Annotated in this window: 20 protein-coding genes, 1 tRNA gene and 1 pseudogene; 9 read left to right on the top strand and 13 right to left on the bottom strand. The window is 39.4% G+C overall.

Annotated elements, in window-relative coordinates; translation table 11 throughout:
* Nucleotides 1-24: 24 nt before the first annotated feature.
* Nucleotides 25-1083: a hypothetical protein gene (locus OK025_RS14305; protein WP_317664680.1), complete on the top strand. Its 1059-nt coding sequence runs from the start codon at nt 25-27 to the stop codon at nt 1081-1083.
* 194 nt (nt 1084-1277) lie between these two features.
* Nucleotides 1278-1359, top strand: a tRNA-Leu gene (locus tag OK025_RS14300).
* 65 nt (nt 1360-1424) lie between these two features.
* Here the strand turns inward: OK025_RS14300 and OK025_RS14295 are convergent.
* A complete protein-coding gene (locus OK025_RS14295) occupies nt 1425-1808 on the bottom strand; it encodes a hypothetical protein (RefSeq protein ID WP_075993777.1) in 384 nt (127 codons plus the stop codon).
* A 250-nt stretch (nt 1809-2058) separates the two neighbouring features.
* Complete coding sequence (locus OK025_RS14290) at nt 2059-3027, bottom strand: ROK family protein (protein ID WP_088162509.1); 969 nt, start codon at nt 3025-3027, stop codon at nt 2059-2061.
* A 257-nt stretch (nt 3028-3284) separates the two neighbouring features.
* Between OK025_RS14290 and OK025_RS14285 the strand changes: the two genes are divergently transcribed.
* Entirely contained in the window at nt 3285-4577 is a 1293-nt protein-coding gene (locus OK025_RS14285) for a TIGR00341 family protein (RefSeq protein WP_317664676.1), read from the top strand.
* A 143-nt stretch (nt 4578-4720) separates the two neighbouring features.
* Here the strand turns inward: OK025_RS14285 and OK025_RS14280 are convergent, their stop codons facing one another.
* Nucleotides 4721-5413 carry a CPBP family intramembrane glutamic endopeptidase gene (locus OK025_RS14280; protein ID WP_317664674.1) on the bottom strand — a complete coding sequence of 231 codons (693 nt, stop codon included), beginning with the start codon at nt 5411-5413 and terminating at the stop codon, nt 4721-4723.
* 76 nt (nt 5414-5489) lie between these two features.
* Between OK025_RS14280 and OK025_RS14275 the strand changes: the two genes are divergently transcribed.
* Nucleotides 5490-5939 carry a helix-turn-helix domain-containing protein gene (locus OK025_RS14275; protein ID WP_317664673.1) on the top strand — a complete coding sequence of 150 codons (450 nt, stop codon included), beginning with the start codon at nt 5490-5492 and terminating at the stop codon, nt 5937-5939.
* 13 nt (nt 5940-5952) lie between these two features.
* On the opposite strand, the gene OK025_RS14270 is transcribed toward OK025_RS14275, so the two are convergent.
* Complete coding sequence (locus OK025_RS14270; protein WP_317664671.1) at nt 5953-6444, bottom strand: hypothetical protein; 492 nt, start codon at nt 6442-6444, stop codon at nt 5953-5955.
* Nucleotides 6445-6613: 169 nt separating this feature from the next.
* On the opposite strand from OK025_RS14270, the gene folE reads away from it, so the two are divergent.
* Nucleotides 6614-7285, top strand: coding sequence for a GTP cyclohydrolase I FolE (gene folE / locus OK025_RS14265; protein ID WP_317664669.1), 672 nt, complete (start codon nt 6614-6616; stop codon nt 7283-7285).
* 66 nt (nt 7286-7351) lie between these two features.
* Nucleotides 7352-8359: a GTP-binding protein gene (locus tag OK025_RS14260; RefSeq protein ID WP_317664667.1), complete on the top strand. Its 1008-nt coding sequence runs from the start codon at nt 7352-7354 to the stop codon at nt 8357-8359.
* A 94-nt stretch (nt 8360-8453) separates the two neighbouring features.
* Here the strand turns inward: OK025_RS14260 and OK025_RS14255 are convergent, their stop codons facing one another.
* Both OK025_RS14255 and OK025_RS14250 read right to left on the bottom strand, forming a co-directional pair.
* On the bottom strand, nt 8454-9941 hold the full coding sequence (locus OK025_RS14255; protein WP_317664665.1) for a SusD/RagB family nutrient-binding outer membrane lipoprotein: 1488 nt from the start codon (nt 9939-9941) through the stop codon (nt 8454-8456).
* Between the two features lie 23 nt (nt 9942-9964).
* On the bottom strand, nt 9965-13132 hold the full coding sequence (locus OK025_RS14250) for a SusC/RagA family TonB-linked outer membrane protein (protein ID WP_317664663.1): 3168 nt from the start codon (nt 13130-13132) through the stop codon (nt 9965-9967).
* A gap of 460 nt (nt 13133-13592) precedes the next feature.
* Here OK025_RS14250 and OK025_RS14245 point away from each other — a divergent pair, with 460 nt between their 5' ends.
* Nucleotides 13593-15632 carry a M13 family metallopeptidase gene (locus tag OK025_RS14245; RefSeq protein ID WP_317664661.1) on the top strand — a complete coding sequence of 680 codons (2040 nt, stop codon included), beginning with the start codon at nt 13593-13595 and terminating at the stop codon, nt 15630-15632.
* Nucleotides 15633-15694: 62 nt separating this feature from the next.
* Here the strand turns inward: OK025_RS14245 and OK025_RS14240 are convergent, their stop codons facing one another.
* Nucleotides 15695-15976, bottom strand: coding sequence for a hypothetical protein (locus tag OK025_RS14240; RefSeq protein WP_317664660.1), 282 nt, complete (start codon nt 15974-15976; stop codon nt 15695-15697).
* 53 nt (nt 15977-16029) lie between these two features.
* Here OK025_RS14240 and OK025_RS14235 point away from each other — a divergent pair, with 53 nt between their 5' ends.
* Together OK025_RS14235 and OK025_RS14230 are read left to right on the top strand one after the other, a co-directional pair.
* A complete protein-coding gene (locus OK025_RS14235) occupies nt 16030-17838 on the top strand; it encodes a glycoside hydrolase family 2 protein (RefSeq protein WP_317664659.1) in 1809 nt (602 codons plus the stop codon).
* 110 nt (nt 17839-17948) lie between these two features.
* A complete protein-coding gene (locus tag OK025_RS14230) occupies nt 17949-18131 on the top strand; it encodes a DUF6496 domain-containing protein (protein ID WP_145330741.1) in 183 nt (60 codons plus the stop codon).
* Between the two features lie 51 nt (nt 18132-18182).
* On the opposite strand, the gene OK025_RS14225 is transcribed toward OK025_RS14230, so the two are convergent.
* From OK025_RS14225 to OK025_RS14205, 6 genes and pseudogenes are all read right to left on the bottom strand, one after another.
* Complete coding sequence (locus OK025_RS14225; protein WP_317664656.1) at nt 18183-18590, bottom strand: hypothetical protein; 408 nt, start codon at nt 18588-18590, stop codon at nt 18183-18185.
* A gap of 177 nt (nt 18591-18767) precedes the next feature.
* Nucleotides 18768-18866 (bottom strand): annotated as a pseudogene (locus OK025_RS26800) (DUF417 family protein); the annotation flags it as partial.
* Nucleotides 18867-18962: 96 nt separating this feature from the next.
* Entirely contained in the window at nt 18963-19697 is a 735-nt protein-coding gene (locus tag OK025_RS14220; protein WP_317664655.1) for a YoaK family protein, read from the bottom strand.
* A 39-nt stretch (nt 19698-19736) separates the two neighbouring features.
* A complete protein-coding gene (locus OK025_RS14215) occupies nt 19737-20549 on the bottom strand; it encodes a glycoside hydrolase family 16 protein (protein WP_317664653.1) in 813 nt (270 codons plus the stop codon).
* Between the two features lie 196 nt (nt 20550-20745).
* A complete protein-coding gene (locus OK025_RS14210) occupies nt 20746-21597 on the bottom strand; it encodes a universal stress protein (protein WP_317664651.1) in 852 nt (283 codons plus the stop codon).
* Nucleotides 21598-21822: 225 nt separating this feature from the next.
* Nucleotides 21823-22848: an NAD(P)-dependent alcohol dehydrogenase gene (locus tag OK025_RS14205; RefSeq protein ID WP_317664649.1), complete on the bottom strand. Its 1026-nt coding sequence runs from the start codon at nt 22846-22848 to the stop codon at nt 21823-21825.
* Between the last annotated feature and the right edge of the window lie 191 nt (nt 22849-23039).

Raw genomic sequence — 23039 nt, 5'->3', positions numbered from 1 at the left:
AATACCTTTGCCAAAACCTCATTTATGAAAAAGTTTTTTAAATTTATTAAGATCACATTTTTTGCTATACTGGCCATTATTGGGCTATTATTCCTCTATTTTTTCATTTCCAATCGGATATTTATAGGAAATACCAATGCGGAAAATATAGCGTATCTCAAACTCCATAAAACGGAAATGAAGGATCGTATTGTAGATTCTCTATTCGACAATAGCTTTTATGATTCGGATATTTTTTTACTTGGGGAAATTCATGGCTACGCAGACAATCAAAAGTTGGACAAAGAGCTGCTATTCTTTTTGAACAAAAAACTCGGTGTTAAATATTACATTGCTGAGATGGATAGTACAAATGCCAATAAACTAAACAGCTTTTTATCCAAGCCCCTAAAAGATAACGCCCTACTGAAAGATGTGGTTAGCTCTATTCGCAAACGTATTCCGCAACAGTCTAGTTTAGAGTTATATCAAAAATGGGGTGAAATTTATGATTATAACCGCAACCTTGCTGATACGGCAAAAATCACTGTTATTGGCCTAGATAAAAGCTTTACAGCAGATAAGTCTGACGTATCCAGGGATTCAGCTATGCTATTAAATTTGGAAAATTATATGAAAGAACACCATATTAAAGGTAAAAAACTATATGGGCTATTTGGTTTCTTTCATGTTTTACAAAAAGGAAAGGATGCAACCAACGATCCTTTTGCTGCACGCCTGAAAAATAAAGGATATAAGGTATCTAGCTTTGTTAGTTATACCATTGCTAGTGAAATGTATCTCCCAAAGAATCCTCAATTTCCAACCCCTGCAGATGAAAAAGTAGATTGGGTAAATGCAGATGGCCCACTTATGCTCGTGAAAGGCATTCAGGATCTAAAAGAATTAAGTCGACCAAATAGTATATCATTGTTTAAACTCAATGCTGCACATTCACCCTATGCTACTTCCCAAAATTTAATAACTGTAAAATCACGGCTTTTTGGCGAGAATATCATACCCGCTGAGAAGACTCATACAACTGATTTTTTTCAATATGTATTTTTGTTGCGAAATTCAAAGGCCTTAACAAAACTTGATTAGGACAGCAAGCATTTCATCGAAAAATCGGGTAAACAGGCCGTCTGTAGATCATGTGATCAAAGAGACAAGTATCCTAATGAAAAATATTCCATTCATAAACAGGATGATCCGTATTTAAAAGAAGGAATCTAGCTTATCGACTTGCAAGATATCACTTTGGTTTATATATTTGCGACATCATAAGAAATCCTAATGCGGAAGTGGCGTAATTGGTAGCCGCACCAGACTTAGGATCTGGCGCCGCAAGGCGTGGGGGTTCGAGTCCCTTCTTCCGCACAAAAAAACTCCCGAGCTCATAAGTTCGGGAGTTTTTTTTAGAAATTAGTTCTTAACTACACGATTTAAACCGACCAGTCAAATGGTTTTGTACAAGGATCACATTCAAATTTTAAAACCTTGCCTAGACTTTTGGCTTTTTTCCCTTTTTTCACAAATACATACGCTAAATCTACATATTCTTCCACTTCCACTCCGCTTTCGTCTCTACCTTTTACGATAACAGAATAATATTTCCCGTCAGGATATTGCTTGTAAAATACTTCGTTTACAGTAATCTTTTTTGGCGTTTGATTGTCGCAGCAGCTACACCACAAAATAACAATGGGCTCTTTCTTAAGATATGCTACTGCGGTTTCCGCTTGTTTTTGTGTTAGGGCCTGTAGTTGGTCGGCTTTTGAGAATAAGGCTGTGCATAGCAACAAAAGAAGAAAAACGGTCTTTTTCATACAAATAGTTTTAAGTTTAAAAGAATTCATCAGCAAAGACTATGCCTTTAGATACACGAAAAATAACAACAGCTTTCCTTAGGTATGAAATAGTCGGTTATTTCTTTGCCAATTCTGGGCAGCGTATTGGATTTACCCTAACAGAAAGACCTTACAAATTTATAAATTAACAACTTAAAAAAAACTGTTCTCAAGATACAAACGGTATCCCTAATAAATGGTGTTAGCATCTTGAGAACAAATTAATAGTTTATTTTTCCCAAACCAATGCACTTGCGCCAAGAATAGCAGCATCAGCTTCTTCCAATTCACTAAAGACAAGTTTCACTTTATTCCTAAACAAAGGAAAAAGATTTCTTTCCATATGCAGCTTCGCAGGTTTTAAGATAAAATCACCTGCTTTAATTACCCCACCAAATAGGAGAATTGCTTCAGGAGATGAAAACATCACAAAATTGGCCAAGGCTTCACCCAGCTTCTGCCCCGTATATCTAAATACTTCGATGGCAATTGCATCCCCTTTCAAGGCACATTCATGAACAGTCTTCGAATTTATAGCATCTTCTGGATACTGATTTAGCATCGACTCAGGAAACTCAGCTCTCATTTTCTTTGCCGTGATCGTTATTCCTGTCGCTGACGCATAGGCTTCTAAACTTCCTTCAGAACCTGTGCTCCAATGCTTCCTCCCTCCAGGTTTAACAATGGTATGACCTAATTCTCCAGCAAATCCGTCATGACCATAGATAAGCTTTCCGCCGGCGACGATACCGCTGCCGACACCTGTCCCTAGGGTAATCATAATAAAATCTTTCATTCCCCGCGCTGCACCAAAAAGCATTTCACCATAGGCTGCAGCATTAGCATCGTTGGTTATGGTACAGGGGATATTAAACTTTGCGGTCATTAAGTCACTGAATCGAATGACACCCTTCCAAGGAAGATTGGGCGCATGGTCTATGGTTCCAGTATAATAATTCGCATCCGGAGCACCAACGCCAATTCCATCAAAGCTATCTTTACCGCCAAAATTTTCAATTAAAGGAGATGCTTTTTCATACAACGCATCGATAAACTCCTCTACTGTCTCATAATCATCTGTTTTTATGCTTCCCTTTTCAAGTACTTCACCGCGATGATTGACCACCCCAAATTTCGTATTGGTCCCTCCGATATCTATTCCCAACGCTACACGTCTTGATAAATCTATTAACGACATTTCTATTTCTTGTTTCTTAGTTCTAAAATTACTAAAAGATAATATTTTATGAGCAGTCGACAAAATCTTCTTGTCATTTTATACCTGTAGGGAACGCTATTTATGATCACAAGCAATCCGAACAAAGTTGGATCCATCCGGCATCGCTACTTTATTTTATCGCCTAGGCAAACCAAATTACCAAAGGCGGCATAGTTTTAGCACGTTAAGAATAGTTTAAGCCCTATATTTATATTTTTTAGCACAACAATAAATTTATGAATAAAATATTACGATTTTTTGATCTACACCAAGGTGAAGAAAAAAAGGAAGCTGTTCTGGAAAATGTTGTCAGTAATATTTCTTTTCGCGGAGCTAATGCCTGGATTCTTGCCTGCGCGATTGTAGTGGCGTCTGTTGGATTGAACGTAAATTCTACTGCCGTCATTATAGGAGCCATGCTGATATCTCCGTTAATGGGGCCAATAGTAGGAGCTGGATTTGCCTTAGGGACTTTTGACTTTCCGTTATTAAAAAAATCGCTAAAAAATCTACTGATCGCCACATTGATCAGCTTAGTCGTGTCGTTTATCTATTTTCTTTTAAGCCCCTTCAAAGAGGCACAATCTGAGTTACTAGCACGCACATCACCCAATATTTACGATGTCATGATTGCAATCTTCGGTGGTCTGGTCGGAGTCATTGCCATTACAAGAGTGGATAAGGGCAATCCAATTCCTGGAGTAGCAATTGCAACAGCCCTGATGCCTCCGCTCTGTACCGCGGGCTATGGACTCGCAATAGGCAATTTCAGCTTTTTCGCCGGCGCATTATTCCTCTATATAATAAACTGTGTTTTTATCTGCATTTCGACCTTTGTGATTGTCAAATATTTACGGTACCCCAAAACACATTATGTCGATCAACAACGGGAAAAAAGAATTACGCAAAGTATTACCATCATCACAATTATACTTGTATTGCCGAGCGTATATTTTGCCTACAATCTACTGCAAGAAAAAAAATACACAAACAAAGTAAATCAGTTCGTTCAACAGGAATTGAGCAATAAAGGTTATACGGTTATTTATGAAAAACTGGAGATGAATGGCAATCCAAAGAAATTAGAACTGGCTTTCTTATCAAAAAAATTCAGCAAAAAAGAAGTTGAGTCTCTACAACAAAGCATGGAAACATTTGGAATTACCAATACCTCGCTGGTTATTCATCAGGACAGTTTAGACCTAAAATCGAGTATTCTTAGCGAAATCGATAAGCGTACCGCTGCTGTAAGTGAAAAAGACCTTACCATAAGAGCGCTCAATAATGAACTTACCAAATACCAATTAGCCAATCCACAGCTCGATCGGGATATCTTGGTATTGTTTCCCGAGCTAAGCTCCTATAGCATTGGTATACAACAACATTACAGCAAAAAGGATAGCTTAGCCAACCTTGTCGCATTTATTTATTCTACCAAAACTCCGCTACCTCAAACACAACAGGAAAAGCTACAACAATGGTTACAAAATCATTTTCCGAAAGATAGTGTGGAAATTATACGTAAATAGACTTGAGTCAGCTCGTTCTATGCCGACGATCCGTCGGTTTAAACTAGCGTAAGCGTTATGTTCCATCAGCAAAGAACGAATAGCGAAATACTCACATCCAAATAGAGAGCTTGATCAGCAAACCATAGGATGCGAGCCGATAGTCAGGACAAATTATCTGCAGCTTTTAGTTGTTTAAGAAAAATGCAGCACAACAGCGGAAAACCGATATAATAACTAACGAGAACGAGCAAAGGCAAAATCCCCTCGGGTTTGACAGGATCTACTGCATACGTTTTTATCAGGAGCTGCAGACCGATATTTTTTTCTTTCGAAAATAGAATCATCGTTGCAAAATTATAACCAAAATGCAAAACGATCGGATACACTATTTTACTGGTTTTAATATAAATCCGCGCGAATAAATACCCCACTATACCGGTCGATACAAGGACTTCCAGCATCTTAAAAACCTGCCCCACGATACCGTACGAAAACCAGTGATAAATGCCAAAAGCCAGCGCCGTGATCAATGCAGCTTTCCCATGACCATAGCGTCTCATTAGAATATATAATACGGCTCCCCTAAAGATCAATTCCTCAAATACTACGGCTTTTGATACATAATAAAGACTGCCAAAAAAATCAGATACCGTATAATTCGGATTTAGTTGATACGGATTTCCAACTAAATAAGCAATACTCAAATAGAGCGCAGTAACGTATATTATGGGACCAAACAGACAGAACAGGAAAGATCCGACCTTTGAGGAAAACCCCAGAACCTGGAGGTTCCGCTTGCAAAAATAACCCAGCAAAAACTGGGAGACGACCAATTCAAGAGCAATAGCGATCATGATTTTTTTTACACAAAGCTATAGCCTTAAATCATTTAATTTCACGACATTTGAATACGCCGCAAAATGTCATAAAATGACCAATAAATCCAGCAAAGAGAAAATAGCGCTTTTGATCAAAAATGCCCGTATCAGTAAAGGATATTCCCAACAGCAACTTGCTGATCTTGTCAAACTGAATCTTCGATCTGTGCAACGCATCGAAAAAGCTGAAGTTCTACCAAGGGCTTATACCCTCAATTTAATGGCAGTGCAGCTTGATCTCGATATTGCACTATTGAAGGAAACCGAACCTGTACATGAGATCCACGAGAAAAAAGTAGTACCCCGAGTAAGCCCCGCATTAAACAAAGCTCAGAAATTCATTGTTAGCATAACCGCTGGCCTACTGGGCATTTTATTAATATCCGCCTTTCTTTCGCAATCGACGAATTTTCCGGAGACAAGTTTCGAGCTATTTTTATTGCTCGCGGCCGCTGTGTTTATCTATGGAATCATTCTTTGGTGGACCTGGCGGAGTCGTTAGCTTTTGATAATCCCTACTGTTTTAGAAGAGCTGCATCTCTTATAAAGATTTCAACCCTGCTCCGATCTTTCTCATTTAATTTGACATAGCCTTTTACAATAACAGGATTCTCTTTTAACCACACTTTATTGTTGTCGCTCAGCGTAACCTCCACCATCGGTGGAATACCATTTTGGCCACAAAACATACATTGATGCACTGGCAAGACCGACAAAAGGAACCTATTATGGCGAAGGCCGGCCCTTAACGGTACCATATAGCCTTGCAACTCGACCCTTGTTCCATCCAGTTTCGCAAGCTTACTCGGAAAATAAGGGGTGTAAACCGTCTTGCCATTAACCTTGTTCACTTTATAGAGCATGGTGTCAAAAGTTTTCCAAACCTCATTCATCATAGGCTTATGATCGACCAAATGTTGTGATTCCGTTACCCCTTGAGAAAAGACCGGACTAGTTATACTCCCTACGACAACGCACAAAAAGACTAGAATAAATTGCTTAAACATAACGCATTAAAGATTTACCTATCAAATATAGTTAAAAAACAGTAAAAGCAACTATATTGCATTTGATGTTTTTTAATTATATTTATACCACGAATAGCGCTATGAAATGGCAACTCCATTTGACAATAGACAAGAGGTATAATCAGCACGATTTGATAAAAATTAATTTATGAACACATTATTAAAAAAAGATGCAGCATCCAATCCGGAAGATTTAGGAGACCAACACATGATGACTTCAATGGATACTCCCCTGCGGCCCGATGCATTTGATCGAACAGACGAAGAAAAAATCAGCAAGATATCTCAACTTTTTAAGGACATTATGTATGAGCTTGGCCTCGACCTTCAAGATGACAGTCTGAGCGGAACGCCCCATCGTGTAGCAAAAATGTATATCAACGAATTGTTCTATGGCCTTAACCCAGTTAACAAACCCAAGCTGTCCACCTTCGAAAATCGCTATGGCTACAATAAGCTATTGATAGAAAAAGACATACGGGTAAATTCAGCCTGTGAACATCATTTTTTACCAATTGTGGGACGGGCACATATAGGCTATATCCCCAAAGACCGCGTAATAGGGCTGTCAAAAATAAACCGTATTGTAGACTATTATGCGCATCGACCACAGGTGCAAGAACGCCTTACTTTACAGATTTACAATGAACTCAGATCTACCTTAGCAACAGATGATATCATTGTTGTGATTGATGCAGATCATCTGTGTGTTTCCGCAAGGGGTGTCAAAGATACCAGCAGCAGTACAACAACACTGGAATACAGCGGTATATTCTTATCAGAAAGTAAACGAAACGAATTTTTCAATTTATTGAAATAAGGTCTGCCTTTCCCCGACTTTCGTTCGGGAGATACCAAAAGCAGATTAAATGTATAATCATCGCAAATGAATACAGCCCATGCTCGCCCAGTAACCATTTTAACTGGCTTTTTAGGTGCAGGAAAGACGACTTTTCTAAATGCGCTAATGAAATCCTATCCGAAAAAACGCTTTGCTATCATTGAAAATGAGATAGGACAACTAAATATAGATAGCTCCTTGCTCAATGAAAATTATGAACAACTCGTAGCACTCCAAGAGGGATGTCTCTGTTGTACGCTGAACGATGAACTTTACACCGCACTCGAATCGCTCTATCAAAAAAAGGACAGCTTTGATGAGCTCGTTATTGAATGTACAGGTCTTGCTATACCCGATGCTATAACAGAACCTTTTACAAGGCATCCAATGTTTAAGAATTACTTCCCATTGAAAAAAATTATATGCTTGGTTGATGCTGCACTTATTGAAGATCAGATCAAGGAAAGGGATGAAGTATTACGGCAAATCACGGCCGCCGACGTCATTATCATCAACAAAACCGAAGCGGTACATTCAGCATATTTGAGCTATTTAAGCAACTACTTAGCACATGTAAACCCACTTGCGAAAACTCTCCAATCAACAGTAACGGAGGGGTTTCCTTTTGAAATAATCGCGGAAATAAAGTACACAAAAAAAACAGAAGCTTTTTCTTTTCTGAAGAACGTTAATCTAAGCAGTTCACTGATACTTGGCAAATCAAGTCTGGCAAAACAACATCTGAGCGATATTGCAACGCGCGTCTATACTTTTGCTGAAGAATTTAATTTCGTAAACCTATTTCTCGGTTTGAGCAAACTCGTCGGCAAGTATCCAAACAAAATTTACCGAATGAAGGGAATTGGTTATAAAAAAGATGAAAACAAAAAAATCATTATACAGACCGTCGGTTCACGTGTCGATATGGACTACGGTAACCATTGGAAAAAGGATGAAAGAAAAATGAATACACTGGTATTTATTGGAAAAGAGCTTGATAGTCTCTTCATACAAGATCTCCTGATACGTATGTTGACCATCAAAGAGAAGTAATAAACGATTTATAGAAACGATTGTCTACGTAAAAAGAGCTCTCGGATTTGTGTCCGAGAGGTCTTTCCATGACTAATTACGCTTACTTTGTATTTTATTTAATAAGCCAAATAATGTCATTTTGGGTATCTGATCCATTAAACTGACGTTGCAAAGCTTCTTTCAAGTAAGTTTCGTTGGTACTGTATTCGGTCTTAGGGTATGCCCACCGTTTCGGTATCTGGTTATTATTGGCATTCGAAGGTCCTATATCAAAAACTGGCACTCCTGTCCGGCGCTGCTCAAAAAATGCCTGTTTTCCTGAGTTTTCAAAAAATGCCACATACTTTTGTGTCAAGATCTGCTTTAACCCTTCCGCATTGTTCCCTTTGTAAGGATTTGCCTGTAAGAACAAATTGATCTTGTCTTGAGAAACTCCGTAGAACAGCATCGACTGACTTATCCCCGACTGAAATCTTACCGCAGCATCTCCGCTAGCCCAACCGCGATTGATACCTTCTGCCAGAGCAAATTGGACTTCGGAGGCACCAAGTTGAATAGATGGAACCCCAGACGGCGAAGCGAGCCAATAATCGAAATTGATCATAGATAGCTGTCCATCCGCCGCTTGCTTTAGCAAGGTACTCTGTAGGTCGCCTGTTTTCCCTCCATTGAATGCGTCAAAAGGGCGCGTAGGATCAGAAGACATCGCCGAAGCTGGCAGTGCCTGAATCAACAATCTTGGATCCTGTAAAGTCTTTAAAATATTCAGGTAGGTTGCTCCAAATGTGTTTCGCACATCCTTTTTTATAATCACACCGTCTGTTGGCCACAGCGGATAGGTGTTAATATTATTGTAAAGGAGTTGAAAATTATCCCGATTTTCAAGAATCAGCGGGTATTTGGTTGGATTCGCTAAAACTTCAGCAAAGCGTTCCTTCACCCGCAAAGCGGGACTATCATCGGCACGTTTGCTGAGGCTAATTAAAACACGTAGTTTAAAGGAGTTGACCAGTTTCTGCCACTGTTCAGGCTTGCCATTGTAAAAGAAATCGCCATCTAATATATTGCCTTTTTCTTTGAGATTTGCCAGTTCATTATTCGCCTCCTCAAGCCAGCTAAGCACTTGCTGGTATACCTCCAACTGGGTATTGTATTTGGGGGCAAAATTGCCAGCCGATTCACCCTGCAGAGCCTCTGTCAATGGAATATCACCAAACATTTCAGTCGTTCGGGCAAAGAAATAAGCCTTGAAAAATTTGGCCATGGTCATATAAGCAGCACTCAATTCAGGAGTTTTTGCAGCTTCGATTTCCATACGGTACACATCACGCAATATACCATAGGGCGTTTCAAAAGAGCCTGTAGTCCATCCATAAGGCTGCCCCGCATAATAGGCTTCATTTTGTGTCATATACTGATTATCTCGATGATCTTCACTCCATGGCGCATCATAAGAACGCATGAGTATTCCCGTAAACAAAAGTTTTGGAGCAGGATTATATACAGCCGCAGGGTCTTTTTGTAGATCCGTTATCTTTTTACAGGAACTGAAAGAGCACCCGAACAGGAGAAGAATGAGAGTGGATTTAAAGTACTTCATTTTTAAAAATTTTGACTAAGTTTTTAGAAGGTTGCGTTAAGATTTAGACCAAAGCTCTTTACTGATGGTGTCTGGTAGTCTGAGCTAGCACTGGTGAATTGGTCCAAATCCATATTTTGGGTACCTTTTCCAGTGAAATACAGCAAATTCCTACCAACGACTGAAACACTTGCACTGCGGAAGAATCTGGAATTTTTCAACAAGTTGGCAGGTACATTATAACTGAAGACGATCTCCCGTAATTTGACAAAGGTTCGGCTTTTGGCCGTAATTGGTCCCGACTGATAGTAATTAGTGGCCCAATTTTGCCACAACACAGCAATGTCATTTGGGGCAAATTCTCTTGTATCGGAGATTACCTTACCATCCTGATCTGTATTGAGCTGCCCCTTGACTATTTTTAACCCATTGGTCATGACAGTTCCTTTATAATCTTTGACATCCCTATTTTCCCAGTCCTTTAGACGATATTCATTTGCTGATTCGGGATGTGTTCCCGATCCCCATTGTTTGGCATCCTGCACATTTTTTATTAAACCGCCAAAGCGGCCATCGACAAGAAAACTAAAACTGAAATCACGGTATCGGAAACTATTGCTGATACTGGCCGTAAATTTATTATCGCTATAACCTATTCTGCTCACATAAGGATTGTAAGCTGGTAAACCGTTTGTACCCACAATTGGCATTCCTTTTTCATCACGCTGAAAATCATTCACGTAATATCCGTCCCATCGTTCACCAACACGAACATTCCCCGAACGCGTTTGATGCCCATCGATGTCATGTAGCCAGGCATGATTTGTTGATGCATTGACCATTACATTCCAGCTAAAATCTTTCTGTTGAATCAAAGTCCCATCAATACTCAGCTCGATACCTTTACGCAATAAAGTCAACCCATTGGTTTGTCTCGCTCTTACACCTGAAGTAACCGACGTAGCCAATTCGATAATCCTGGGACCTTCCAGGTTTCTAAAAAAAGCAAAATCGAAACCCAGACGGTTGTTAAATAAACGAGTTTCCAAACCTATTTCCGCCGTTTTCACACGCTCTGCCACAAGATCCGGGTTAGGTAATACATCAGTAAATGTTACGCCGGTCATTGCATTGGCCCAACGTCCATAGTTACTGTATGCCGGCAAAAGTTTATAAATATCGTACTGGGCCGATTCATTGACGAAATCACTCGCAACGTTAGCATATGCCCCACGGATTTTTAATGCGGAAATAACCTTGGGCAAAGTGACCATCTGTGAAATCACAGCGCTTAGTGAAGCCGATGGGTAGAAGTAGGTGTTATTCTTTACCGGCATAGTCGAAGATTTATCAAATCGCCCCGTTAGATTTAAGAATAACATACTTTTATAGTCTACATCCATGAATCCATAAACGCTTCCAACCTGACGCAGGGCGCGATCGTTAGTAGACACCGTGGGCATGATCGAATTACTTAAGTCATAAACACCGGGCACAGTTAATCCACGATCTGTACGTGCAAACAGCGATTTGACACTGACGGTTCTTAAATTACCAAATACTGAGCCTGAGAAGCCTAGGTCCTCGGCGATACGATTTTGGTATTTTAAGGAAACTTCTGTATTATTTTCCCAAAAAGTATCATAGGTTTCCTGATAACCTCCAACACGGCTTCCACCGATATTATAATTATATAGGTTAGCAGAAATTGGAATTTTAATCGTTCTATTCCTATTCCAGGTACTAGCACTGGTACGTGCATTTAATGACAATTTATCATTAAACTTGTAATTAGCCGACACGTAACCGTAGATATCATCCTTATCATAAGTCCTCAAATTTTCATAAGCCGTCATCCAAGGATTGTCATAAATGGTGTATTCACGATTGTACTGCTGTACATTTTCTTTCCCAGGCTGCCAATAGTTGCGAAGATCATCAATATCATAATCTGCCGCTCCCCATAATGTAAGAATGTAAATAGGACTATTTGGTCCGTAAGCAATATTTGGATAATTTGGTGAATACTGCTTATTGTAGTTTATACTCGCATCGAAACGGAGCTTACTCCCAGCGTTGATGCCTCCGGTAAGATTTATATTGGTGCTTCCCAATTTCGTGTTAGGCGTAGTTCCCCGTTGAAACATCTGAGAAGCAGATAAGCGTAGATCACCATGATCATTTTTGGTCGATATAGCAATATTGTTTGTACTCAAAAGACCATTCTGAAGAAATTTCTTCAAATTATCTTTTCCTCTGGCCTCCCAAGGTAAGGGAATAAGCTGTCCTGTTTTTGGATCTATCGGGCTGTTATATTGCGGAATAAGCTGTCCTTCAAATCGGGGTCCCCAAATGTTGTAATCGTTGTCATTGATTCCACCACCACGACCATCTTTAAAAGCATATTGATAATTTGAACCAGGGCCATATTCGGTTTGAATTTTTGGTATCGCATTATACCCCGTCTGCAATTGTGTACTTGAGTTAAATTCAACCTGGAAACCCTTATCCTGTAATTTTGCTCGTTTTGTCGTTATCACAATCGCTCCATTTTGACCTCTGTTCCCATATAATGCCGCAGCATTTGCCCCTTTTAAAACAGAATAAGATTCGATATCATCCGGGCTAAGATTCCATGAATCGGTATTAATCGGCATGCCATCGACCACAATAAGAATATTGCTCCGACCACGTAACGTGATACCCGGGTCTCCAAATAAGTTCGTACTCGGTGTAATTGTTAAGCCAGACACGCGTCCAGCTAAACCAGAAATAGCATTTGGCTCCCGAGCTTTAACCATGTCTTTGCCTTTTATTTCCTGCACTGAATAGCCAATAGCCTGCTTTTCTTTTTTGATACCAAGCGCAGTTACAACCACCTCATTGAGGGATTGTTGGTTCGGTATAAGCGAAATAACGGATGAAGGTTGATTACCAACAATGAAAACCTTGGGAAGATACCCCATGTAGCCAATTCTTAGCGTATCACCGATATGTGCGTCGATCACAAACTTACCGGAATGATCCGATGAAACAAGCTTAGCTAAATGAGAATTACGAATTGTTGCGCCATGAATAGCGCCTTGACTCAATGAATCGACCAGTCTCCCCTGGAACGATCGGGTCTGGCTAAACCCCTGTGCAGCCAGCATGGCCAATGACAATGTTAGGCCAGTAACTTTAGGTGAAATTGAATAGGATAGTTTGAACATAATCGCTTACTTATAGATGAAAATGTAAGCAATATTAAACATCGTTTATTAATACTAAACTAAATTCATATTAAGTTTAGTATTTCCATATTAAGTTTAGTATTTCTTCTTGTCCTATAACATCTTAGCTAAGTCAGATAGCGGAGCGTTCACCGACACATCAAAGGATGTACTTTAAAAAGTATATTCATGTTATTCGTTAGCAAACGAATGACATGCTACTTTACCCGGTTAGTTTAATAAAATGACAGATAATGATCAAATTTACTTGTTGCTGAATTAGAATTTTCCGTCATTTGTGTAAATGATTTTTTTAGCTAAAAAAAAATCACAGCTAATTATTATTGACATGGCTGATACAAATCGAATTACCCGGAGCAAATAACATAAACTATTTTATCCGTAATTTGTGCGTACTCCCAGATTGAATTATTGAAAATCATACAACATTAAAACAACAATGAAAAAATTAACACTTGCCCTAATTTTCTTGGCTGGAGTCTACACACAGCATGCGGAAGCACAGACAGCAGGTACAGGACCCGACAAAGGACTTGATCTGAGCTTAATGGACAAATCTGTACGTCCACAGGATGACTTTTACAACTACGTAAGCGGAACCTGGATGAAAACGGCTAAAATTCCTTCCGACAAACCCACCTGGGGAAGCTTCAATAAATTGGCAGAAGATACGGACAACAATTCGATGAAAATTCTGAACTCACTTTTAAAAGATAAATTTCCTGAAGGAAGTGAGGGCAAAAAAATACAGGACCTGTATGCTTCTTATATGAACTTACAGAAAAGAAATGCAGACGGTATTAAACCGATCCAGGGAAATTTAAACAGAATCGACGCGATTAAAAACCTAAAAGATCTTCAGAATTATTTAACTTCCGTAACGAAAGAAGGTGAGAATAATTTCTATGGCTGGGGGGTCTACGCTGATTTAAAAGATTCAAAAATGAACGCGGTCTACTTAGGAGATGCCTCATTAGGACTAGGAAGAGATTATTATCAAAAAGAAAATGATAAAAATACCGAAGCTATTGCCGAGTATCAAAAATATGTAGCTTCCATGTTAACAGAATTAGGCTATAAAAATGCTGATGCTGCCGCAAAAGGAATCGTTGACTACGAAAAAAGCATTGCGAAGACCTACTTGACCAATGAACAAAGCCGTGATAATACGTTACAGTACAATCCACAGACCATGGCAGAGTTAACCGCCTTGGTTAAAAATGTAAATCTACCTGAGTACCTTAAAAAAGTAGGTGTCAATACAGAAAAAGTAATCATTGGGGAATTAGGTTATTACAAGAACTTCGATAAATTGGTCAGTGCACAAAACCTTCCTGTTATTAAAGATTACTTAAAATTCCATATGATCAACGGTAGTGCCTCTTATTTAAGCGAAAAATTAGGAGACATGCGATTTGCTTTTTATGGTAAGTATTTAAGAGGTCAACAAGAACAAAGAGCGTTAAATAAAAGAGGTTTTGAACTGATCAATTCTACATTAGGTGAAGCTTTCGGAAAATTATATGTCGAAAAATATTTTCCAGCTGAAGCTAAAGCACAAATGGTCGAATTGATCGACTATTTAAAGAAAAGTTTTGCAGTCCATATCAACGATTTGAGCTGGATGTCTTCGGCTACAAAAGGAAAAGCGCTTGAAAAATTAAACAAATTCACCGTAAAAGTTGCTTATCCGGACAAATGGAAAGATTATTCTAAATTGAATATTCTATCGGAAAATAAAGGCGGTAATCTGTATGCCAACCTCCAAAATATCACTACATGGCGATATGAAAAGGATCTAGCTAAAATTGGCAAGGCTGTAGACAAATCAGAATGGGGAATGACTCCACAAACAGTAAATGCCTATTACAATCCCGTAAATAATGAGATCGTGTTTCCGGCGGCTATTCTTCAACCGCCATTTTTCAATCCACAAGCCGACGCAGCTGTCAATTTCGGTGGTATAGGTGCCGTAATTGGCCACGAAATGAGCCACGGATTTGACGATTCAGGTGCGCAATTTGATGCGGACGGAAACTTGGTAGACTGGTGGACACCAGAAGATAAGGCCAATTTTGAAAAAGCAACAAAAACACTCGCAGCTCAATACGATAAATATGAGCCTGTAAAGGGCACTTTCGTTAACGGCACATTTACAAACGGCGAAAATATAGCGGATTTAGGCGGTGTAAACATTGCATACGACGCACTTCAAATGTATCTGAAAGATAAGGGAAACCCAGGTGAAATAAGTGGATACACACAAGACCAACGTTTTTTCCTAAGCTGGGCAACTGTGTGGAGAACCCTATCCAGTGAAAAATATATGGTCAACCAAGTTAAAACGGATCCACACTCTCCAGGATATTTCAGAAGTTTTGGTCCATTGATCAATGTTGATGCTTTTTACAAAGCTTTTGATGTTAAACAAGGAGACAAACTGTACAAGTCACCGGAAGAAAGAATCAAAATTTGGTAATAAGCAAAACTACAGGAGCTGCCTCAACAAAGCAGCTCCTGTAGTTTTGTTTAATCCAGTCTCTATTTCTTTTGTGAACCAACCAACCAACCAACCAACCAACCAACCAACCAACCAACCAACCAACCAACCAACCAACCAACCAACCAACCAACCAACCAACCAACCAACCAACCAACCAACCAACCAACCAACCAACCAACCAACCAACCAACCAACCAACCAACCAACCAACCAACCAACCAACCAACCAACCAACCAACCAACCAACCAACCAACCAACCAACCAACCAACCAAGCCCAATATCGAAAGCCCCACTAGTAACATTTCGTTTATAATACACTAAATCATTTTAGTATACTTATATTCATATTCTGAAAAACCAAGAAGTATACCATGATAAAAACCAAAACCTCAATTTTTGTGCTGGCACTATCGCTCTTCGGTTGGCTTAATGCTTTGGCACAACAGCAACAGCTTTCAACCCCATGGACAGCAATAGCCAAGCAAACAGAAATTCCACTCTCCGAATATCCTCGTCCCCAAATGGAAAGGAATGAATGGCTATGTCTCAACGGCAAATGGGACTATATAGGTGGAAAGGATGCTCCCAATGCACTGAATCCTGCTGTCCCCATTTCCTTTGACCACAGCCGAGAAAGCATTCTTGTCCCCTATTGTCCAGAGTCCTATTTATCCGGAGTACAACGCAAACAAGAAATTAATCTGTGGTATCGTAAAAATTTCGAGCTACCTAATCATTGGAAAGGGAAAGATATTATACTCCATTTTGGTGCAGTGGATCACGATGCGACCATATTTGTAAATGGAAGAAAAGCGGGTACTCATTCAGGTGGCTACGACTCCTTCTGGATTAACATCACTGAGTTTTTAAAGGCCGGTCCAAATAACATTGTCGTTGCAGCGCATGACAAGAACGACGGTAAGTATCCTTCGGGCAAAAATGGACCTCGAGGCGACTATACATTTTCTTCTGGCATATGGCAAACTGTGTGGATGGAACCAGTAAGCAAAAACCATATACAGGGAATCAAATTGTTGCCTCAAGTAGCAGAAAAACAACTAAAAATACAGGTCACTAGCACAGCGAAGGCAAAAGTTATGGCCATCGTTTCTTCGGAGGGAAAAGAAATTTCAAAAACGGTAATTCAGTCGGGCATGGAATTTAATATCCCGGTAGAAAATCCAAAACTTTGGTCTCCTGATTCCCCTTTTTTATACGATTTAAAATTAAGTATACATGGGAAGAATGGAGAAATCATCGACGAGGTGAAGAGCTATTTTGGTATGCGTGATGTTAAACTTGGTAAGGTAAACGGAATTGTAAGGCCGCTATTGAATGACAAATTTGTGATGCAGCTCGGTCTCCTGGATCAGGGATACTGGCCCGATGGTATTCTAACAGCACCTACGGAAGAAGCGCTCAAATATGATATCGAGTTTACCAAAAAAGCTGGTTACAACCTCATTCGTAAGCATATGAAAACCGAACCCCAACGTTTCTATTATTGGGCAGATAAAATGGGACTGCTCGTGTGGCAAGATATGCCTTGCCTTTGGTATCCCGATGAAGATACTACGATTTATCGAAAAGCATTTCGTGATGAATACAAGGCCATCATTGACGACCACTACAACTCGCCATCCATTATCGCCTGGGTTCCTTTTAACGAAAACTGGGGCGCTTTCGATGTGCGCAATATTACCGACTGGACCAAACAATATGACCCTTCACGTTTAGTGAACGGTAATTCGGGATTTAACAACAATCCATCTTACCAAAAAGCTTATGGTGATCCCGGAAATGGAGACTTTGTTGACACCCATATCTATGTTGGCCCCAAGGGTGCCTCAGAGCCTGATCCGAAACGGGCAGCTTCCCTTGGAGAGTTTGGTGGCGTGGGCTTATTTGTCCGCGGTCACATGTGGCCTGTCGAAAACAATGCCTATGCCTACGAACCCACTATAGAAGCTCTCACAGACCGTTATATATTCCTAATGGATAATGTCGAACAATTGCTCCGATACAAAGGACTGAGTGTTGCTATTTATACGCAAACTACCGACGTGGAACACGAAGTCAATGGACTATTGACTTACGACCGTAAAATACAAAAAATGGTTCTTGAAAGAATAAAAGCCGTCAACCAAGCCGTGATTAAAGCTGGCAGCGAATTGAATTAGCGGATACAGATGCGCCCTATTTCGCGCTGAAAAAATTTTCAAACGATTCAACTGAAACAACTGTTCTTTTTGCAGAAGTGTTTAATAACAGATCACGGTGTAACACTATTATGGCAAAATATTCAGAAAAAGCATCTGAGAAAGTTGAAAAGACGATGCACGAAATGAAAGCGGGAAAATTAAAATCTGGTAGCGGAAAAAAGGTAACATCACGAAAACAGGCGATTGCCATTGGCCTCTCCGAAGCCAAAAAAGAAGGTGCCAAAGTACCCAAAAAAAATCCTAGCAAGTAAACTTGCTAGGATTTTCTCTTTAGCCCAAATTATGCTTTTTCATGCGGCAATCTACAGTAGGGATTTTTTCTTATCTGTACCATCATAAGGATCTGACAAAACATTTTGACTATCCTCTACATCTATAAAATTTTGATTTACATCTACGGGTGTATAAATATGAACACTGCTTCCATTTCTCTTTTTGAGATAATATTGAATCTTTGTTGTATCAATATTGGTCACATCTGAAGCTGTCCATATCATTTTATGGCCTGCACCATCAATTGTTATTACTGTATCATTGCCACGAGCGATGATGCGCTGTAGTCCCAATTCCCCTTTTCGATCACCTTCTCTCGTCAACAAATGTGTGTTCCCATCTTTATCAATCATCCTGATCTGTTGATTATTGTTGCATCCAACTAAAAGGATGAAACTAAACAGAAGAAATGGAAGGGTCGTTCGTGTTATTTTCATATCGTTCGTGGTATAACTCAATATAGTTTAACGACGAGACACAAAGATGCTGCCAAAATACAACTGTGAACAAAGATACCTTCCAAAAGTTGGCAAATAAGCTTGATTCACTATTAGCTAGTCTGGGCAAACCGCAACTATTTCATAAAAAAGCATCTATTCGCGTTGATCCTAAATCTACTTTTCCATCAGGCGGTCAACACTATATGCTGCAATAATCAATGCTGCTGCCAACATAATTATATCTTTCAGTACTAATCTTCCGGCTACAGAGAAATAAGGAAAAGCATAATTAGGTGAAGGAAATCCCCATCAGATTTAGGTACAAGTGCTTCCGATGTTGTTATTAGGTTAGATCCTGACTCAAAACTATTATTCATCCGCCCTTAAGCTTCGCTTCAAATGATAAAACTTAAGTAGAATATGGTCATACCATAAGGCAAACAAAAGCATAGTAGCGGGTAACAATAATGTTTTCAATTTAAAATATTGAAACATAAAACCACCTATAATTCCCCCGATAAAAAAGCCTCCAATAATCATCAACTTAAGAAAAATACTTTTGTGTAATTTCACTTTCTCAGCAATTTCTCTATAAAAAAGTAACTGCGAGATTTCAATACCAAGATCAGTAAACAATCCGGTCAAATGCGTCGTTCTGACAACTGATTGTGACACCTTCGTTACCAGGGCATTTTGAAGTCCCATAGCAAAAAGAAGGGCAAATGAAATTATTGTTGGCAACGTTGGCCCTGCTTTAACGAAAGCTGGGAGCAGTCCTACATTAATTAAGATAATAGACTCGATACAAATTGGAATGATATAGGCGTTATGTGATTTATTTTTTGAGGCAAATTCGACGATAAAACCTGAAACGGATGCTCCCATTAAAAAGAAAGCAATGTATAACAAATAAATCAAAGCCATCTTGTAATTCATTAAAATCAACTGTTCTGAAAAAAATGCGAAGTGACCTGTGACATTTGTTGTTAAAGTGTTAACGGCAAGAACACCTGTAATATTGACCAAACCCGCAACACAAGATAAAATAGAGGCTAACTTTAAATTATGAATATAATTCCTTCCTCTCCCTTGATGCCTAAACATTTGAATTAATCTTTATAAATTAGAGAAAATAAGATTCATTTAAGGTTTCAGTAAATCATATACCCTGACATAATCCACTTCCATCTCTGTAGGAAATGCGCTGGCATCGACGCCTTGCACACCACCCCAATCTCCACCAACAGCTAGATTCAATAGTAAATGAAATCTTTTATCAAATGGCCAAACGCCATTCCCTTTTCCTTCATTCGGAAAACTATAGATCTGAACATCATCCACAAAACCCCGGATATACTCGGGGGTCCAGTCAATCCGATAATCATGAAACTCCGATGTTGCCTGATCAATTCGCTTCATCACTCCTTTTTGAGTTCCAATGGAATGATTATAGTCCTTTGTATGAACGGTAATATGTATTGCATTCTCGTCATAACCGACATGCTCCATGATATCTATTTCTCCCGAATGTGGCCATCCTCCATAAACCCAGTCTGTCGGTAACATCCAAGCGGCTGCCCACGTACCTTTCCCTTTCGGTACCTTGGCTCGGACCACAAATCGACCATACAGAAAATCGCCCTTGTTCTTACTGACCAGCCTAGCAGAAGTATAATCCAACCCCTCATACTGTTCTTTTATTGCAGTAATACGTAAAACACCATTTGCCACACTTGCATTTTTCCTATTTGCATCTGTATAGTATTGAAGTTCATGATTTCCCCAGCCATTATGCAAGGAGCCTACATCATACCCCCATTTTTTTGCGTCCGGCAGACCATTGTAATCAAACTCATCACTCCAACTGGGCGTTTCGGCAAACTTATATTCTCCTGCATGCGTACTATCGGGACTTGCGGAAAGTATTGTGATCAAAGGAAGTATCCAAAGGCTCATTATGTTTATATTTTATACAACTATGTATAAAGCTAATGAAAAATACGAATACATTACTTCATATCGGAGAGGCGATTTAAATTCAGTTAGCAATCATAAAATCACGGCTATTAACTTTAGTGCAATCATTTTCTACTTACTAAACCGTGTACACTTAACCAATGGATAGTAATAACAAGGAGGAGATTACCGACAATTAATATAAATTACGCTTAAAAAAAGTAGGAACCGTCAGATTACGATAAATTGCTTTCGTAAGATTTCTGGAAAATATACTTTTGAAAAAACTTTTAGGACTGTACGACACAAGTAAAAGATCAATAGCTTCGATTTCTACCATATAGTCGATGCAACGCGGTATAGGCATATTGTAATCTAAGCGATTGACCGCGTTTTTTTCCACATAATCAATTTTATTAAACGAAAATTGGGTGGATAGCTTTTGTTTCCAGTCTTCAATATCTTCTCGTTTTGGAGAGATATACTTTTGCGTTACGTGCAAGAGACTGAGATTGAATTTCTCCGGTACACGTAAGATGAAACTGTCGAGTAGATCATATTCGGACGCTTTAAAATTGCTCAGTAATCCGATATTTTGTAACCTAAATTTTTGGAACGTGATGGGTACTGCCAAGACACCGATCGGACTCTTTTTTATCAGGGCAAAGGTATTACTTCCCAATACCGCTTTTTGTATCATACCTTTACCCTTAGCTCCCATAACGATAAAGCGGTATTCCTTTTCTTGTAGTAAGTTTAGTACCGTTTTTTCCAGGTTGCCGAGCAAACTTACGGTTTTACAGCTGAGATCAGGAAATTCATCGTCGATACGTGTCTGCCAGTCCTTGAGCATGCCTTCAGCCTCTTCCTTCTGAGGCGTCAAAAATATATTCTCCATTTTAGCATGGACACTGTCTTTTATTGGGATAGTATAAGTATGCAGAAGCTCTACTGTCCAGTTAAATCTTTTAGCCAGATTCGCCGCATAGCGGATAGCGGTCCATGAATTTTCAGAAAAATCGGTGAGTACGAGAATTGTTTTGTCCATAAATATTTTGCAGATAAATCAGCGCGGATTATTAGTATTACAACAGTAAAGAAGGCAGAAGGTTTTTAATAATCAATCAAAAGAGAGAGTTTAAAAAAAAGGTTTTCAAACGGGGAGAATGAAAACCTTAAATAACCAATTATAAACCTAAATTATGATACAACAAAGATAAGCATCAAAAAGATAAAAACCAAAATAAACTACTAAAAAGATAGACTTTTTTTCCTAAGGAATCAGTACAGCCCTTCCTTTGATCTTACCGTTGCGCATTCGATCATAAACTTCGTTGGCCTGATCAAGCTTAAACTGCTCAATTTCAATATGAATCTTCCTTTGCCTAGCCAAGCCGACAACTTCCATGAGTTCAACCCGCGAGCCCCAATATGGGTTTGTCATACACACGCCAAAAGGAAGCCCCGACATACTGTACTGGTAGTTTCCTCCGCCCAATCCAACAATTGTCAGGTCACCATCCAAACCCACAACCTTTGTTCCTAGATCTATAGTCGATGTTGCGCCTACAAAATCAATCACTACTTTAGCTTTTTTAATGCCCGTAATCTTATTGATTTGTTCGGCTGCATTTGCATCCTTCGAATTGACCACATAGGCTGCGCCCAGTTCTTTAGCAAAGGCTAGTTTTTCTTCGGTGACATCACAGGCGATAATTGAACTCGCGCTTACTTCATTTAGTATTTGCAAGGCAACATGGCCCAAACCTCCAACTCCGATCACAACCACATACTCATCTGCTGTCAATTTACCGATCGAACGTTTTATTGCCGAATAAGGAGTGAGTGCTGCATCCGTTAAGGGCGCTGCAATAACTGGATCTAAGTCATAAATTGGGACCAGTAAACGCGAAGAAGGAACAAGCATATATTCCGCCATCCCGCCATCTAGGCCTAGCCCACCACCATAAGCCATTTCAGACTGGTGATCACAATAATTTTCTTTTGATTGCTGACAGGGTTTACAGTGCCCACAGCCCCAAGGACCATAGACCAATACCGCATCACCTTTTTTATAGTCTTTTACATCAGATCCAACTTCTTCAATCCAGCCCGCATTTTCGTGTCCCAAGGTAAACACCGTACCTACAACGGTCCCCTCATCTATAATGTGGAGATCAGAATGACAAACACCTGCACCACCAATTTTTAGTAATACTTCGTCACCCTTAGGAACGGGCTTCACCATATCATTTACAACGCGGACATCTTTATGCCCAAAAAAACGTATTGCTTTCATATTGAAAATTTTTATTGACTAATAGAAAAACAAATAAGAACAATATATGTTTCAACGCATAGGAAGACAGCGGCAACTTGTAAGTCTTATTTCAAGCAAAAGTACTGCAATCCACTGATCGTATTACCTTACGGGCAAGTCAAAAGTATTCATACAATAAAGGCCGGCAACTCGAGGATATTTATGTATTT

The organism is Sphingobacterium sp. UGAL515B_05 (assembly GCF_033097525.1).
In the GTDB taxonomy this organism is placed as follows: domain Bacteria; phylum Bacteroidota; class Bacteroidia; order Sphingobacteriales; family Sphingobacteriaceae; genus Sphingobacterium.
The sequence above is the reverse complement of the archived record's forward strand: the minus strand, read 5'-3'. Positions and strand labels throughout refer to the sequence as shown.

Excerpts from the sequence above, each read along its gene's own strand:
- OK025_RS14295 (WP_075993777.1), bottom strand. The coding sequence starts at position 1,808 with ATGAAAAAGACCGTTTTTCTTCTTTTGTTGCTATGCACAGCCTTATTC.
- OK025_RS14220 (WP_317664655.1), bottom strand. The coding sequence starts at position 19,697 with ATGTTTAGGCATCAAGGGAGAGGAAGGAATTATATTCATAATTTAAAG.
- OK025_RS14210 (WP_317664651.1), bottom strand. The coding sequence starts at position 21,597 with ATGGACAAAACAATTCTCGTACTCACCGATTTTTCTGAAAATTCATGG.
- OK025_RS14275 (WP_317664673.1), top strand. The coding sequence starts at position 5,490 with ATGACCAATAAATCCAGCAAAGAGAAAATAGCGCTTTTGATCAAAAAT.
- OK025_RS14205 (WP_317664649.1), bottom strand. The coding sequence starts at position 22,848 with ATGAAAGCAATACGTTTTTTTGGGCATAAAGATGTCCGCGTTGTAAAT.
- OK025_RS14235 (WP_317664659.1), top strand. The coding sequence starts at position 16,030 with ATGATAAAAACCAAAACCTCAATTTTTGTGCTGGCACTATCGCTCTTC.
- OK025_RS14225 (WP_317664656.1), bottom strand. The coding sequence starts at position 18,590 with ATGAAAATAACACGAACGACCCTTCCATTTCTTCTGTTTAGTTTCATC.
- OK025_RS14230 (WP_145330741.1), top strand. The coding sequence starts at position 17,949 with ATGGCAAAATATTCAGAAAAAGCATCTGAGAAAGTTGAAAAGACGATG.
- OK025_RS14285 (WP_317664676.1), top strand. The coding sequence starts at position 3,285 with ATGAATAAAATATTACGATTTTTTGATCTACACCAAGGTGAAGAAAAA.
- OK025_RS14280 (WP_317664674.1), bottom strand. The coding sequence starts at position 5,413 with ATGATCGCTATTGCTCTTGAATTGGTCGTCTCCCAGTTTTTGCTGGGT.
- OK025_RS14255 (WP_317664665.1), bottom strand. The coding sequence starts at position 9,941 with ATGAAGTACTTTAAATCCACTCTCATTCTTCTCCTGTTCGGGTGCTCT.
- OK025_RS14290 (WP_088162509.1), bottom strand. The coding sequence starts at position 3,027 with ATGTCGTTAATAGATTTATCAAGACGTGTAGCGTTGGGAATAGATATC.
- OK025_RS14215 (WP_317664653.1), bottom strand. The coding sequence starts at position 20,549 with ATGAGCCTTTGGATACTTCCTTTGATCACAATACTTTCCGCAAGTCCC.
- OK025_RS14245 (WP_317664661.1), top strand. The coding sequence starts at position 13,593 with ATGAAAAAATTAACACTTGCCCTAATTTTCTTGGCTGGAGTCTACACA.
- OK025_RS14270 (WP_317664671.1), bottom strand. The coding sequence starts at position 6,444 with ATGTTTAAGCAATTTATTCTAGTCTTTTTGTGCGTTGTCGTAGGGAGT.
- OK025_RS14250 (WP_317664663.1), bottom strand. The coding sequence starts at position 13,132 with ATGTTCAAACTATCCTATTCAATTTCACCTAAAGTTACTGGCCTAACA.
- folE (WP_317664669.1), top strand. The coding sequence starts at position 6,614 with ATGAACACATTATTAAAAAAAGATGCAGCATCCAATCCGGAAGATTTA.
- OK025_RS14260 (WP_317664667.1), top strand. The coding sequence starts at position 7,352 with ATGAATACAGCCCATGCTCGCCCAGTAACCATTTTAACTGGCTTTTTA.
- OK025_RS14305 (WP_317664680.1), top strand. The coding sequence starts at position 25 with ATGAAAAAGTTTTTTAAATTTATTAAGATCACATTTTTTGCTATACTG.